We start from the raw sequence: 14,494 nt of genomic DNA, 5'->3' as shown, positions 1-14,494 counted from the left end.
AATTATAATGTTACATTAAGTCCAAACGAATAAGTTGCATAGAACGGGTATCCCCAACTCAGACGTTCCGGGTCATATCCTTTCGGAAGTTTGTCCCAAGTATAAATATTTTCAGCAGAAATGAAAAGTTTCACATTTGCCAAGCTTATCTTATTTATCCAATTTTTAGGCAGCGTATATCCCAACGTCACATTTTTCAGACGAACGTATGAGGCATTAGCCAAATATTTAGTCTGTATACGGTTGTTGGAACCTGCATTTTTGCCTTCATCATATAAACGCGGAAATTCCGCATTCGGGTTCACCGGATTCCAATTCCCATTTTCAGGATCCACAGGTTTCCAAAAATCGAGTTGGTGCGAATAAACCGTCCCAAAAGTTCCCTGTGAAAGCGGAAAGCGCAAATCACCCCCCAACCAAGCATCTCTTTTACCTGTACCTTGCAAAAAGATGGAAAGGTCAAATCCTTTATAATTGACACCGGCTGTTGCCCCAAACTGATAACGGGGAGTTTCATTTCCGATAATGGTACGATCGCCCGGATCGTTTATATTATTACGTCCGTTATCAATCTGGTTGATACTCTCGTTTTCCGGATCATCTCTCAAGTTTTTGAACATGATGTCGCCCGGTCGGATATTGTTGTTCCCTTTAATAGTCGTCACTCCCTCTTTCAATTTCCATATCCCGTTTTGCCATCCATCTTGAAAATCATCGATTGTATAATAACGTTCCGTAACATATCCCCAGATTTCACCTAAATCCATACCCTCGCGATAGCGCTTTGCATCTTGCGCACTGTTCCGGTCATAAAAAAGTCCAGCCGCATTTTCATATTTTGTAATGACGGAATGAGAATCATAAATATTAAAACCGACATTATAACCCCAGTCTCCAATATGGTCTCTCCAGTTGATTGCTATTTCCCAACCTTTCGTACGCAAATCGGCAGCATTCTGTTTCGGTGCATCTGTTCCGACTACGCTCGGAAATTCGGCTCCCGGCATAAGCATTCCTTTCGTGTCACGCTGATACCAGTCAAATGTACCAACCAAACGGTTATTCAAGGCTTTAAAATCCAATCCGACATCCAATGTTTCAACAACTTCCCAGGTAAAATCATTTCTGACCAATCCCGGAGAATTAAGCGTAATCGGGCGTTTCCCATCAACCACCCAAGATGCTTGTTTCGATGTCATCAAAGGCGTATAAGCATATTCTTCAATGGCCTGATTACCTACCTGTCCCCATGAACCACGTACTTTCAATTCGTTCAACCAGTCTTCGCTCCATTTCATCCATTTTTCCTGTCCCATCTGCCATCCTAATGAAAAAGAAGGGAAAAATCCAAAACGAGAATTTTTCGGAAATTTTGACGACCCGTCATAACGACCATTTACTTCTACCAAGTAACGCCCCAAATAGTCATAATTCACCCGGAAAAAACCACTCCGGATTGCATATTGTTTAAACTGGTCTTTCGTTTGAATTTCACCGGTTGCACCACTCAACGATGGCATATTCGGATTAATCATCTCATCTCTTTGCACCCAGACCAATTCATAATTACGGGATTCCTGAGAATAACCGGCCATTACCTTGAAATTATGTTGCTCTTTCAAATCAAACGAATAAGTTGCATACGTGTTGATCGCATTATAATCGATGGACGTCTTATCCTGACGATAACGTCCCCCAGACGGAGTATTGGACCACAAGACCCCCATCTGGTCATTGGTCATCTGGAAAGGACTGCTATAATTTTTCTTATCCTTGCTCGCCTTGTCAAACGTATATTCAAAAACTCCTTCGAATCCTTTGAGCGGCCTCAGCAACGTACGTGAAAACACACGAGGATTTTCATTTCTATATTTCACCGGGTCTTTTAGCAAGACATAATTTTCCGGCGTATTGACCGGATAAGCCGGACCATCCGGATCATTACTTCTTACCATTTCTCCACGTGGATAGAAACGAGGCAAGTTGGTTTTATAGACACCGGCATCGGCTTCTACATAAGAACGATGGCTGTTGGCATAACGGACATCCAAAGACTGGTTCAACCAAGATGTAATATCCGCACTGACGTATGACGACATATTGATTCTGTCATAACTATCCTTGTCCGTAATCAGTGGACCTTGGTTGTCTGTATATCCTAAAGAAATACGATAGGTAATTTTTTCACCACCCCCGCTAGCCGAGACATTATGCGTCTGCTGAAAACCGAATTTGTCCAAAACAGCTCCTTGCGGATCATTATCCTTCAAATAATAATAGATATTCTCTCCTTCCGGAACATAAATTCCATTAGCAGGAAAAGCAGATGGGTTAGCATTATACTCCTTCACATAACCAATCCAGCTTGCCAAATCTTGTCCTTCCGAGAAATACTTCCCATCATTGTCATACGCTTTATGCGTTTCCAAAATATCGATAATAGAAGCCTGTTCCGGACGATTGATACTTTTAATGAAACCAAAATTATTGTTATAGTTCAATTGTAAACGACTGTTTTTCTTTGCTTTTTTCGTCGTAATCAAAATAACGCCAAAGGCACCTCTTGCCCCATAAATAGCAGCCGAAGCCGCATCTTTCAACACAGAAACAGATTCGATATCTTCCGGATTGACAAGATCTATATCCGCAGGAACATTATCTACCAATACCAACGGACCACCCCCATTAATAGAGGTCGTACCTCTGATATTAAATGTTTTGGATTGTCCAGGGACAGCACCTCCCGAAATGACCAATCCCGGAATCGTTCCTTGCAAAGCCGTCCCGACATTCGTAACCGGTCTATCTCCGAGAGCATCCTCCATTTTGACAGAAGAGACGGCTCCCGTCAGGTTCTCCTTCTTCTGGACACCATATCCAACCACGACGACTTCACTTAAGGTCTGCGTGTCTTCTTTCAACCGGATATCCAACACGGCCGATGTAACTTTGATACTTTGCTTGACATAACCAATATAAGAGATTTCCAATATTTTTTGTGTACCTTTTAATTCGATGCTGAACTTCCCGTCAATATCTGTAATTCCTCCATTTGTCGTCCCTTTCTCCACGACACTGGCACCGATAACCGGATCACCGGTCACAGCATCGATCACCGTACCGCTGACGTGGCTCACCTGCTGGCTTTCCCTCACGCCTACCTCTTTGGAAGCCTTTCCATGATTAGGCTTAGAACCGATATTGTAAATAATGATCCGCTTATTATTTACAATAAAATCAGCTTGCTGATTCCGCAATACACTTTTTAAAATCTCTTCCACTGATTTCCGTTCAAAATCGACCACCACACGCTCTTCCAAATTGATATCATTACTGCGTATCAAAAATGAATAGTTAAACCGCTGCTCGATTAAACCGAACAATTCCCTAAGAGTTGTGCTTTGCACTTGTACGGAAGACAAATAACAATTCTGCAAGTCCGATGCAAATACCGTTCCGGCAGAAAATGAAGCCGCTACCATTGCACAAGCAACAGCCATCCATCTTCCTGTTTTCCTCAGCTTTACCGCTTTCATGTAATTTTAGATTTAATTATTACAGCGATTCTTGTAAAGTTCGGCAACTTGAAGAGGGGAAATGTGTGTTGCATTCGTTAAGAAAACAAACTCACGGTTCTGTTCTTCATCCCAATATCTGACCAAACGAAGCGGCTCAGGATAGTATTGCTTCGGATAAAATCCAGTCACCCCGATAGCCATATCCGATAGTACATTTTTGGGCATCCTTCGCTTCCACTTGATAGGCTTGTATTGAAGATTCTTCTTGGCTCTGACAACAAATAGGCACCTATCTGATAATTCTATACAACATCTTGAAGTTGTTGTAAGCACGGTCAAAGATATAGTAGGAACCAGACTCATAGGGAATTTCATTCATAACCTTTGAATCATGTACGGAAGCTTCGGTGATATGGAAGAATGCCGGTATCTGCGTTTCCACATCGTACAATGTATGTACTTTGATGCCACCTTTCTTCTTACGAAACTTTGCCCACCAAAACACGGAAAGGCATAAATCAATTGTTGTTGAATCAAAGGCATAAACGTTTCCTCCGAGTTTGAATATATCGGTAACACGCTTCTGCCTTGCTTCATTTACCAAGTAGTAGGCATATTCCTCAAAAATGTGATAGTCCCTGTCTTGATTGGCTCTCGCCAAGGATGATCTTGAGACATTCCGACCCATCCCTAAATGATAGCATTTCGAATGGTGAGCATCAAGAGCGACAATCAAGTCTCGCAGACTCTCACGATTGGAGAGCTGGCCAAACATCAAAGAAAGCAGTTGATTCCAGCAAGTGAAATGCTTCACATACTTGTCTCCATCATGCTTACGAACGATGTAGTTGAACTTATTTCTATTTAAGAAGACTATCAGTTGAGAGAAGACGAATTTATCCTTATGCATATGCCAGCCTATTTTAGGCCGCAAAGATGAGAATTGAAATCCGTTTAATCGAAAAATCTCCGTAACTAACTATATTTCAAATATTTCAAAGAGCAATTTTAGATTTTAATGGGACAGCAATGATATCCAGCAATGTATTTTGTAATTTATCATCAAACAGATTATTTATGAAGAAAAGATATATTTTTCATTTAAGTATGGTAGTCTTGCTTGTTGCTACTTTAAGTATTTTAGGATGCAACAAGATTAAAAATAAAAACGGATGGTATTATGTTGCTGACAATCAGACAAAGGAATGGGGGTGTGTCAAAATTCCCCCTTTAATGTTTTAAATTGGCATTTTTGCCGAAAAATCACAATGTACTGTGAATACGAAAGAGATAGGAAAGATTATTAAAGAGCGCAGGAAGAGTTTGAAGGTCAATCTGCTGGAACTCTCCGAACTGGCAGGCGTGGGCATCAATACGCTGGTGGCTATCGAGCGTGGAGAAGGCAATCCTAAATTGGCAACATTGCTTTCCATTCTTGACACGCTTGGGCTTCAAATAACTATCGGATTAAAGAGTTAAAATGCGGAAAAATGTATAAGATTGCTTCTGTTATCTGCTTATTTTTGTATATTTGTGCTTTAAATAAGTGCAGATAAATGTATTGTACGCTGTTTTTATATGTATAAAATGCTGTTTGTAGATGAAAAGATTTGTTTTGCAACAACTTATAGAATGGAAAAACCGTGAGGATAGAAAACCTCTGATTTTAAATGGTGCCCGACAAGTTGGGAAAACATGGCTGCTCCATGAGTTTGCCAAACTTGAATACAAAAAAGAGGCTTATGTGGTATGCCGTAAGAATAACCTTGCACACCAGCTTTTTTCTCAAGATTTCAATGTTGACAGAATTTTACGAGGTCTGCGTGCGATGACTTCCGTTGACATTACTCCGGGTGATACGCTTATTGTCCTTGATGAGATACAAGATATCCCGGAAGCACTGGAATCTTTGAAGTATTTTAAAGAGGAGGTTCCGAAGTATCATATAGCTGTGGCGGGTTCACTTTTGGGGATATCCCTTCATCAGGATGTGTCTTATCCCGTAGGGAAGGTAAATGTCATCAATATATTCCCTATGACTTTTGAAGAGTTTCTTGTCGCCAAGGGAGAAGAAGAAGCTTGTAAATTGCTTATGAGTGGGGATTTTGAAACGATAAGCCTCCTGCATGACAAATATACGGATCTCCTTCGGCAATATTATTATGTAGGTGGTATGCCGGAAGTTGTACTCAAATATGTAGAAACGGATTCCTTGCTGGAAGTCAGAAGGATCCAGTCGGAGATTTTGCAAGGCTATGATCTTGACTTCTCAAAACATGCGCCCAAAGAACAGGTCCCGCGTATCCGAATGGTATGGAACAGCATTCCTTCCCAATTATTTAAAGAAAACAAGAAATTCATTTACGGAGTTTTGCGAAAAGGTGCCAGAGCCAATGATTTTGAGATGGCAATTCAATGGCTTCTAAATGCCGGGTTGTTGTATAAAGTGCCTCGATGCACCAAACCGGAGCTTCCGCTTGATATTTATGAAGACCTGTCGGCTTTCAAACTCTATATGGTTGATTTGGGGCTTATGGGTGCTATGGTCAAGACAGATCCGGCACAAGTCCTGATTAAAAACGACATATTTAAGGAATACAAGGGAGGAATGACTGAACAGTATGTATTGCAGCAGATGAAAAGTAAGGGCGTATCGCCGATTTATTACCATAACACAGACAATTCGCGTCTTGAGTTGGATTTTGTTATTCAACGTAATGCCCAAATGGTGCCGATAGAAGTGAAGGCAGAAGGAAATGTCCGGGCCAATTCGTTGACAGCATTACTGGGCAAAAGACCTGAATTGCATGCGGAGAGATTTTCTATGTTGCCTTATAAAGTACAGGGTAATCTTACAAATTTTCCGCTATATGCGATATAGGTGTATCCTTTCCCCATGCCGGTCATACCGTTAAAACTGATTGATAAGTATGATGCGTATGTTGGCCGGTATGCCTATCTTTGTGGCAATGAAAACAGTGAGAGGATTGATTTTGTAAGTATTATCATGGCAAAAGAACTGATCCGTGTCCCCAGGGTGCTTGGGGAAAGCTATAATTCCGTGCTGATTGAACGGTTGTATAAGGCAGGTGGAAACGTCATGCTCGATCTGATCATATACCTGGGCAGCTATCACCTCAAAGACTTGTTCGGGACTTCCTGGTTCTCCGTAGAAGATTTTTGCCGTAAGATGGGGTATGACCGTACCAACTTGCAGCGCAAGCTGGATAACCGGCAACTTGCGGCAATGTTCGGAAAGAATATGCAGCCGGAATATATATGTACCGACATGGCAGGACAGAGAATCAGCCATCCTATCGAGACGGTTTTTGAGGCGGCTCTCTATAAACTGGGATTGGAGAACCTCTGTTATCCGACCATTGGCGAGGATGGCCGTACATCCTATAATTTCGTGCAGATCCTGAAACGTTTCGACATAATGACCGATTTCAAGACGAAGAAGTCAACGAAAAGGCTGTATTCGGCAGTGGTAAGCCCGGAGATAAAAAATTTCATGTTCTCGCTCTATAACCTTTTGGAACTTCAGGATTACCGTAGCCTGCCCAGCCGTTACCGCTATTTCTATCTGGAGCTTTCCAAGATGATTTACTTGATCAAGTATAAGACCGCCAAGAATGAGGCTCCTTTTTATGTGCTGACAGTCGATCAACTGGCTAAAAAGCTCGGCATAGAGATTGCCGAACCCAAAGACCGGAAAAAGAAGGTTGCCTCGATACTGAAAAAGATGAATACTTACCTGAAATATACCAATTTCAATTTCTCTTTTGTGAAAGGCGATCATGAGAGATGGGCATATACCGTGTTGTTCTCGTTTCCCAGGCATACGCTGCACTATTTTGATGAAGGACAATATGCTGTCGTGGTGAAGAAATTCTATAAGAACCTGCTTGGGCTGTATGTCGAGATTGCCTACCCAGACACGGATATGGATGTCAGGAGGAAGAAGGCAAAAGAGGTGGAGGAAGATGCCGGACTGTATAAAGAGTTCCTTTTATGGGCAAACTCTCCGGAAAGCGTAGAAAAGAAAAAACAGATATATATCAGTGATTTCGTGGCTGTATTCGGCAGGTTTCCGGAAGGATGGGCACAGGAAGAGTTAGAGAGTGCCAATAGAACGGAAGTTACTCCTACTCCAGAAGAGTTCATATCCCCGGAAACGGACGGGGCGGTGAACATGGATGTCCCAGCTGTGTAGAACCGTCCCCATTTCACGATTTTTTACAGAATTAGTTGTGCACAAGTGTCCCTATTGGGACTATTAGATGTGTGGAGCCGTCCGCTTTGCCTGTTTTAGTTGTGTACAAGTGTCCCGTCTGTTGCTTATAGTTGTGTAGAACCGTCCACAACTTTTGCTTTAGTTGTGTATAAATGTCCGGTTCCATTTGTCAGCTGTGTAAAACTGTCTACCCGTTGATGAAGGGAATAGGTAATCCCTGTTCTTTTATATGTCAATATATCAGTAAAATAAAAGAAAGAAGTCTTTTAAATAAAAGGCATTGGCTGTGTAAAATCATCCACCAAAATACATAATAAAAACCTAAACTCCTAACCCCTTTAAATATCCCCAAAGCAGTAACACAGAAATGACCGGGAAAATTTATTTTCCCTTCACATACCCTATACATACTTTCGGAAAAAGATTTTTCAGAAGTATGTGTGGATTTTCACGTTTTTTTATATAGTTGGAAGGCGGTTCTGTTTTTCTGTACCCGAATTGGTTTCTTTGGGCGTTCCCTTCTGGCCGGGCTATTCGTTGCAAGTCCTCGTTACCCTCCGGGCTTTTCCCTACTATCCCTAACGCTCTACGCTCCGGCTATGCCGGAAGAGAGGTATGATGATTTTTTCCTGAACTGATAGGAACATTGCGAAGGTAGGCGTGGCCGGAACGCCCGATATTGAAAAGCCAAATCTCCATCCTCCCATTCCGGGAGGTAGTATTTACCAGTTCAATCCCGTTCTGATCCGTCTTTCCCGCTTTCTCTTCAATGCACTGTTCCCAATCAGTTGAGGAAAAATTTATGGTTGAGGCGACAAGCGATGTTTGCGAGTATTAATCTTTTAATTTTTGGCAGTATGAAAACGAAAAGAACCGTATTTGAAGTGAATGACATTTATCGGGTGATGGAAAACAGCGAGTTGATTTATACCTTGACGAACAGTGAGAAACTGAAACGTGAAGAATATAAGTATGAACAGATGGAAATGGACGGGTTGTGTTTGTCTGATGTACTGGAAACACTGACACCCAGCCGTAAAAAAGTCGCTTATGCGGCGATTGAGTTATATAAACGGCTGAAAGAAGGACAAGTTGAAAGTCCTGCGCTTTTATCCAGCAATAATGTTTATAAAATGATGCATCCTGTTTTGTGCGATATTGCTACTGAAGAGATGTGGGTGCTGTTGCTGAACAGTTCGTCCAAACTCATCCGCAAAGTTCGTATCTCATGCGGTGGGATAAATACCGCCCCTGTGGATATACGGGTTATCATGAAGCAGGCATTGTATTATAATGCCGTATCTTTTATCATGGTGCATAACCATCCGTCAGGGTCACGCAAGCCCAGCTGTGTGGATAACAGTTTGACGAAAGTGGTTAAAAAAGTCGCTGAAACATTAGACATCCGTCTGTTAGACCATGTGATTGTAGCAGGCGATAGCTATTATAGTTATGCGGACGAGGGAAATTTATAAGAAATGTAGAGGGGACGGGAGAAATCCCGTCTGCCCGGGATTTCGGCTTCGGGGTTCTTTTTTGGCAGACACCCCAAAAAAGAACCAAAAAAATGCTTCCCTGACTATCGGATACGACATCGTAAAATACGCAAAGACATGGCTTTTCAGAGACTTTTCTATAATCTTGCTAAGAGGTGAAATTGCAGACGATCTTTGAGAATCATCTTTGAAGGATAGGAAGAGGTTTATTCGTTATTTTTGTTCTCGGATTTCAGCGCAATTCCATTCCTTCTCAATAGACGATATACTGTTCCGCTACTGCCTATGTTTAATATCTTCTGTATCTCCCTTACCGGCGTTCCGGATTCATAGAGCTGGATGCAGCTTTTCTGCTTGGCGATGTTGTTTTTGTTGATAAGTGTCTTTCTGCCGAATTTGACACCTTTTTCCTTGGCGATTCTTCTGCCTTCTTGGGTTCTCTCATAGATAAGGTCACGCTCAAATTGGGCGAAAGCACCGAGAATGTTGTTCATCAGTTGGCCGATTGCGCCTTCCGTACTGATGTTGTCTTGCAGTGAGGTGAATTGGATGCCCCTATTCTTGAAATCTTCCAATAGCGTAAGGATATTCTTCAGAGAACGGCCAAGCCGGTCCAGCTTATATACGACAAGCGTGTCGCCTTCCCGGAGAAAGTTCAGGCAGGCATCCAGCTCCGGGCGGTTTTGTTGACGTCCGGTCATTTTCTCAGAGAAGATCTTCTCGCATCCGGCAGCCTTCAACGCTTCCAGTTGCATATCCAAATGTTGTTCCTTAGTGGAAACACGTGCATATCCAATTTTCATTTTGTATCGTTTTAGTTGGTTGATGAAGGTTTTAATTCTTCATATTCCTCACGGCTGTATTGGTGGAACCCCTTTTGCTTCATAGCCAAAAGAAGCCTTTCCAATTCTCCGATAGTCACTACCTGTTTGCCGATAACGGTAAATTGTTCCCATTCTCCCTTTTCGTTGAGCAGGTATTCCCGGTGTGCAAAACAGTAAAGAGAAACGTCAATGTCATTCCGTTTCTGCCATTGACGCAGGTGCTTCAAACTGGTGAAATCACGGGTGACAGTACGTGGAATGGGAACCAATACGTCAATTTCCATCTTGAATTTTATATTCTCTTCCGCTTCTCGCATGGCAAGGTTTACTTTAGGGGTATTTCAGAATTAGTGAATTTGTTGATTTCTGGAAATTTCATAAGCAATAGCACTCGGAAATTCTTCTCCTTGTAAATATCCAATTACTGCTTCCTTATCCATTTGTTCCAATAATCTTCTTGTATTTTCCATTGCCTGTTTTCGTCTGCTGTTCAGGGAATCCTCCTGTAAATTAAAGACACGGATGGTTTCTGCTGCAGCTGTATCATTTCTATTTGCAGGTTCGATAACGCCATTTGTTGAAAAAATAAAACGACCTTCTATATTGTCTGTCACTGGATTAAGAATGTGGTTGTATTTTTTCAACTGTTTGTTATAATCGTTCTTTTTGACAGTCTTATCCTTAAAATCGGCTCCAAATTTGGAATCGTGGACTGCTGCAATCATATTTTGCCAATCAAATGTTTGGCGTGGGGAAATATCTCTTTTTATGAAGTGATCAATGTGGTAGTTGGCCTCAAGTTTTATCTCTGTATAGCCACATAAGTAATTTGGGTCATCCATGCATTGAAGCAGGCAATCTTCATATATAGACAGATTTTGTTCTGTATGAATGTCCTCCCATTTATTGGAAGAATTTTTACGCCTGAATTTAGTTAAGGAGGAAGGCTCCTCTGATTTATTTATTTTTTTCATCGTTCTCTTTTCTTACAGATTCCAATTTTAGATTAACCATATCCGGATCTAATTTACCTAATTGCTTGGATAATTCTTCGAAGATTTTTTGAAAAGTAGTGGAATCGTTTTCTTTTAATGCCTTATATGCATCATTTATTCGTTCTTTTACTTTCAAGTTTCTTGCCATTGAAATGGAAAAGTAATTGGTTAATACTAGTTTTCCATAGGGATTGAATGATGTATGATTCAGATTGCCATTATCCAATAAAAAAATCTGGTGGGAAGTAAGATCAGAAAGTACATGAGGTGAATGGCTTGACAAGAAGAATTGACAATTAGGAAAAATCGTACGCAATTTATCAACAATTTCCATTTGCCATTTAGGGTGTAAATGCAAATCAACTTCATCGATGAACACAATACCTTCTCCTTGTAGTGGGTAGTCACTGTTTGGATTGGCCATAGCGAACCTTCGTGCAAGATCACATACTAAAGCCAAGTAACATTTTTCTCCTTGTGATAATTGGTTGAATTCAATGATTTCAGAATCTTTTTGAATAACATATCTTTGAGGATTACGACGAACACGAAAATCACTGAAATCAGGGAAGAATCTTTTTATGGCTTCTCTGATTGTAGAAAGTTTTTTATCCTGATAATTTCTGTTGTCACATATGTGTTCATTCTCGTTATCTTCTTGTTTTCTATACCATTCAAAAAAAGAACGGAATTCAGTATTTCCTTTTAGTGCATTTTCATAGGTGTCCCAAATTTCAGGTTCTTTTCCTCCTCTTTTCAGATGAGCCGGTGCATTGTTGATGGCCTGGTTTACCGGATAATACATAATTACTGGTATATTTCCTCCCTGAGTTGCGCTATGATGTATCTCATTGATATATTCCATCATATCCTGGAGTTCAGTTTTTCCGTTATCTGCTTTATTTTTAGCATAAGATTTAGAACGGTATAAAATCCATTCACCGGAATTTTTTACTTTGATAGAGATTGAACATACACTTTTCGAATAGTTTTTTATATCCGATTCAGCGATGGGTGTACCGGATGATCTCGGATTTCTGATTCTGGCCAAAAGCCAAGAAAGCACAAGTGAAAAGGAGTCCAATACGCTTGTTTTACCAGCTCCGTTGACACCGACGAAAAGATTTATATGTTCGTCCAGTGCAGGTATTTCTAAATATTCTATACCCCTGAAATTTTCTATTTTTATTGATTCTATTATCATAAGCGATTCTTTATTTCTTTAACAAATATAGTGAAAAACAACAGAATAACAGATGTATATCAAAAGAAATTTCTTCTGTTTCTTGTATGGATATTAATGTTTACAGTACGATTTATGATCGTATGAGCAGGAAGATCCAACTTAGAGAAAGCAAACATTTTCTTGCCCAAATCCTTTAGCGATGCCCCAATATGATATACTTCCGTATTATCAATGATTAAGAAGCGGTCATGACTGCTTTTGTAGGTTCTAGCTTCAATGGGAGGATATTGGTCGTTGTGTTTATTTAAATCAAGTTGGAGCTGTGCGTTTATTTTGTGTGTATAAATAGTAACTGATACTCCACTGTTTCGTTTGCTCAACATGAGTAACACGGATTCATCTACATAATTGTCGATAAGTATAAGTGAGCATTTGGCTGACTTTATTAAATCTGTGGCAAACTTATACGCATCGAATATCTGGCCGTCAAAGAAGATACCTTCTACCGGAGGCAATGAGGTGCGCACGAAAAAGTCGATTTTCTTGTCATGTTCCGCAATGGTTTTCTCTATCCGGAAAAACTTGTTATCCATTTTCTGCTCAATCTCATTCAACCGTTGATTAATAGAATATCCTTTTAATAGATAATCTTTTAAAATCTTATTCGCCCACTGGCGAAACTGTATTCCTCTTTGACTTTTAACTTTGTAACCAACAGAAAGAATCATATCAAGGTTGTAGAACTCAACCTGTCTAGTGACGAATCGTTCACCCTCTTTTTGAACTGTCGCAAATTTTGCGACAGTTGGAATATCTATTAATTCCTCTTTTAAAGCATTGCTTATGTGTTTGCCTATTGTTTTTATATCTCTGTCGAATAACTCTGATAACTGTTGGCGGTTTAGCCAAACTGTTTCGTCCTCTAAGCGTACTTCCAGTTTTACGACTTCATCTGGTTGGTATAGTATGATTTCTCCTTGCTTCTCCATCTGATGTTTCCTTTTTATTGTCTTTTGGCAAAGATAGATAAAAGAAACATCTAAAAGCATTTTTTTCGAAAGTATTCTTCTAATTTTCTCGTTTCTCTTTTATTTTAATAAAACAGAAACATTCTGCTGTCTCAAAGAAAACAGTTGTCTGTTTGTTGTTCATAGTTGGGGTATCAAATAACTAAAATTCAAATGGAAACACTACTCTATATTTTAATGCATGTTTGTTTGTTAGAAGCCGGAGAAAAGGACACAAGGCATGATAAGAATCATATGTCGGGGAGCGCCGCACGGCAAGGGGATACACCAGCACTCCCGACGAGTGCAGCCGTTGGCCGGATTATCGGTGAAAATGGGAAAAAGTTAGTTTTTCTTTTGGCGCTGTTATAACTTTATCTATATTTGTATCGTGATAATCAATTTTAAAGTTATAACATTATGGTAACGAATATTATTCAGATTGGAAACAGCAAGGGGATAATACTTCCTTCCGAAATATTGAAACAGTTGCGTTTGTCCTTGAAATCGGCTGTGAGCGTTTCTTTGGACGGGAACAATATTGTGATAAAGGCACAACCACGGCAGGGATGGGCGGAAGCTGCCAAACGTGCCCATGAGAATAGGGATGATGAGTTGCTTATCCCTGATGTGTTTGAGGATGAAAAGTTTGAGGATTGGACATGGTAGAACAGTATGGAGTATATTGGGTAGAGTTAGACCCTACCCGTGGGGGGGAAATGGCAAAGACACGGCCATGTGTTGTTGTTACTCCTTCAGATTTGAATATGTACCTTACAACAGTAGTCATTGTTCCGATAACCTCTACGATAAGGAACTATCCTTACCGGGTTCTGTGTTCTATAGCTGGGCGTGAAGGAGAGATAGCCACTGATCAAATTCGCACGGTGGATAAAAGCCGTATAAAACGAAAAATTGGAGAACTTAACAACAGGGAAATAGAGGAACTGAAAGAAGTGTTCCGACAAATGTTTTGTGAATGATGGATTATCAACTTCTTGCCACCAATAGGAAGACCTATAAAGGTGCGGATGCGAAAACCATTTTTCACCAAATGACTATGGCCGCATTGGGGGCATACTTTCTGTCGCTCTTTTGATTCCACATGTTAGATAATTGTGTTACCTTTGTATTCCTCACGAGTACATTTGTGGTTATACAGACCCCACGCATGATATAGAAAACTGCTGTTCATTATTGTACATTTGTTTGTGGTTATTCAAATATACAA

At 40.4% G+C, this 14,494-nt stretch carries 17 protein-coding genes; 8 read left to right on the top strand and 9 right to left on the bottom strand.

The window, feature by feature from the left end; genetic code table 11:
- Positions 1-2 precede the first annotated feature (2 nt).
- Genes BQ9893_RS20740 through BQ9893_RS20735 form a run of 3 tightly spaced genes read right to left on the bottom strand, consistent with a single transcriptional unit; the run spans position 3 to position 4,428 of the window.
- Positions 3-3,536: a SusC/RagA family TonB-linked outer membrane protein gene (locus BQ9893_RS20740; protein ID WP_075967789.1), complete on the bottom strand. Its 3,534-nt coding sequence runs from the start codon at positions 3,534-3,536 to the stop codon at positions 3-5.
- 12 nt (positions 3,537-3,548) lie between these two features.
- A complete protein-coding gene (locus tag BQ9893_RS22590; RefSeq protein ID WP_394333256.1) occupies positions 3,549-3,881 on the bottom strand; it encodes a transposase in 333 nt (110 codons plus the stop codon).
- Positions 3,808-4,428 (bottom strand): IS4 family transposase, encoded by a 621-nt coding sequence (locus BQ9893_RS20735; protein WP_139322634.1) that lies wholly within the window; start codon positions 4,426-4,428, stop codon positions 3,808-3,810. Before BQ9893_RS20735 ends, BQ9893_RS22590 begins: the two co-directional genes overlap by 74 nt.
- A gap of 167 nt (positions 4,429-4,595) precedes the next feature.
- Between BQ9893_RS20735 and BQ9893_RS21830 the strand changes: the two genes are divergently transcribed.
- The 5 genes from BQ9893_RS21830 to BQ9893_RS20710 all read left to right on the top strand — a co-directional run bounded on the left by BQ9893_RS21830 (position 4,596) and on the right by BQ9893_RS20710 (position 9,230).
- Positions 4,596-4,760, top strand: a complete 165-nt coding sequence (locus BQ9893_RS21830; protein WP_167369903.1) for a hypothetical protein — start codon at positions 4,596-4,598, stop codon at positions 4,758-4,760.
- Positions 4,761-4,793: 33 nt separating this feature from the next.
- Complete coding sequence (locus BQ9893_RS20730) at positions 4,794-4,997, top strand: helix-turn-helix domain-containing protein (RefSeq protein WP_075967788.1); 204 nt, start codon at positions 4,794-4,796, stop codon at positions 4,995-4,997.
- A gap of 121 nt (positions 4,998-5,118) precedes the next feature.
- Positions 5,119-6,399, top strand: coding sequence for an ATP-binding protein (locus BQ9893_RS20725; RefSeq protein WP_075967787.1), 1,281 nt, complete (start codon positions 5,119-5,121; stop codon positions 6,397-6,399).
- 126 nt (positions 6,400-6,525) lie between these two features.
- On the top strand, positions 6,526-7,734 hold the full coding sequence (locus BQ9893_RS20720; protein WP_075967823.1) for a hypothetical protein: 1,209 nt from the start codon (positions 6,526-6,528) through the stop codon (positions 7,732-7,734).
- 878 nt (positions 7,735-8,612) lie between these two features.
- Entirely contained in the window at positions 8,613-9,230 is a 618-nt protein-coding gene (locus BQ9893_RS20710; protein ID WP_244155239.1) for a JAB domain-containing protein, read from the top strand.
- A gap of 227 nt (positions 9,231-9,457) precedes the next feature.
- On the opposite strand, the gene BQ9893_RS20700 is transcribed toward BQ9893_RS20710, so the two are convergent.
- The 5 genes from BQ9893_RS20700 to BQ9893_RS20680 are packed head-to-tail and all read right to left on the bottom strand — an operon-like array spanning position 9,458 to position 13,245.
- Positions 9,458-10,054 carry a recombinase family protein gene (locus tag BQ9893_RS20700; RefSeq protein ID WP_075967783.1) on the bottom strand — a complete coding sequence of 199 codons (597 nt, stop codon included), beginning with the start codon at positions 10,052-10,054 and terminating at the stop codon, positions 9,458-9,460.
- A gap of 11 nt (positions 10,055-10,065) precedes the next feature.
- Entirely contained in the window at positions 10,066-10,392 is a 327-nt protein-coding gene (locus BQ9893_RS20695; protein ID WP_075967782.1) for a hypothetical protein, read from the bottom strand.
- A gap of 30 nt (positions 10,393-10,422) precedes the next feature.
- A complete protein-coding gene (locus tag BQ9893_RS20690) occupies positions 10,423-11,049 on the bottom strand; it encodes a retron system putative HNH endonuclease (RefSeq protein WP_075967781.1) in 627 nt (208 codons plus the stop codon).
- Positions 11,033-12,274 carry an AAA family ATPase gene (locus BQ9893_RS20685; protein ID WP_075967780.1) on the bottom strand — a complete coding sequence of 414 codons (1,242 nt, stop codon included), beginning with the start codon at positions 12,272-12,274 and terminating at the stop codon, positions 11,033-11,035. The genes BQ9893_RS20690 and BQ9893_RS20685 overlap by 17 nt, the downstream gene beginning before the upstream one ends.
- 59 nt (positions 12,275-12,333) lie before the next feature.
- A complete protein-coding gene (locus BQ9893_RS20680; protein WP_075967822.1) occupies positions 12,334-13,245 on the bottom strand; it encodes a virulence RhuM family protein in 912 nt (303 codons plus the stop codon).
- A gap of 192 nt (positions 13,246-13,437) precedes the next feature.
- On the opposite strand from BQ9893_RS20680, the gene BQ9893_RS21825 reads away from it, so the two are divergent.
- Genes BQ9893_RS21825 through BQ9893_RS20670 form a run of 3 tightly spaced genes read left to right on the top strand, consistent with a single transcriptional unit; the run spans position 13,438 to position 14,246 of the window.
- Positions 13,438-13,635 carry a hypothetical protein gene (locus BQ9893_RS21825; RefSeq protein WP_167369890.1) on the top strand — a complete coding sequence of 66 codons (198 nt, stop codon included), beginning with the start codon at positions 13,438-13,440 and terminating at the stop codon, positions 13,633-13,635.
- Between the two features lie 48 nt (positions 13,636-13,683).
- Positions 13,684-13,932: an AbrB/MazE/SpoVT family DNA-binding domain-containing protein gene (locus BQ9893_RS20675; RefSeq protein WP_075967779.1), complete on the top strand. Its 249-nt coding sequence runs from the start codon at positions 13,684-13,686 to the stop codon at positions 13,930-13,932.
- Complete coding sequence (locus BQ9893_RS20670) at positions 13,926-14,246, top strand: type II toxin-antitoxin system PemK/MazF family toxin (protein ID WP_075967778.1); 321 nt, start codon at positions 13,926-13,928, stop codon at positions 14,244-14,246. Before BQ9893_RS20675 ends, BQ9893_RS20670 begins: the two co-directional genes overlap by 7 nt.
- On the opposite strand, the gene BQ9893_RS22585 is transcribed toward BQ9893_RS20670, so the two are convergent.
- A complete protein-coding gene (locus BQ9893_RS22585) occupies positions 14,138-14,368 on the bottom strand; it encodes a transposase family protein (protein ID WP_081415515.1) in 231 nt (76 codons plus the stop codon). The two genes, BQ9893_RS20670 and BQ9893_RS22585, sit on opposite strands and share 109 nt — an antisense overlap.
- Positions 14,369-14,494: the final 126 nt, after the last annotated feature.

This window comes from Parabacteroides massiliensis, from assembly GCF_900155425.1.
Classification (GTDB): domain Bacteria; phylum Bacteroidota; class Bacteroidia; order Bacteroidales; family Tannerellaceae; genus Parabacteroides; species Parabacteroides massiliensis.
The sequence above is the reverse complement of the archived record's forward strand: the minus strand, read 5'-3'. Positions and strand labels throughout refer to the sequence as shown.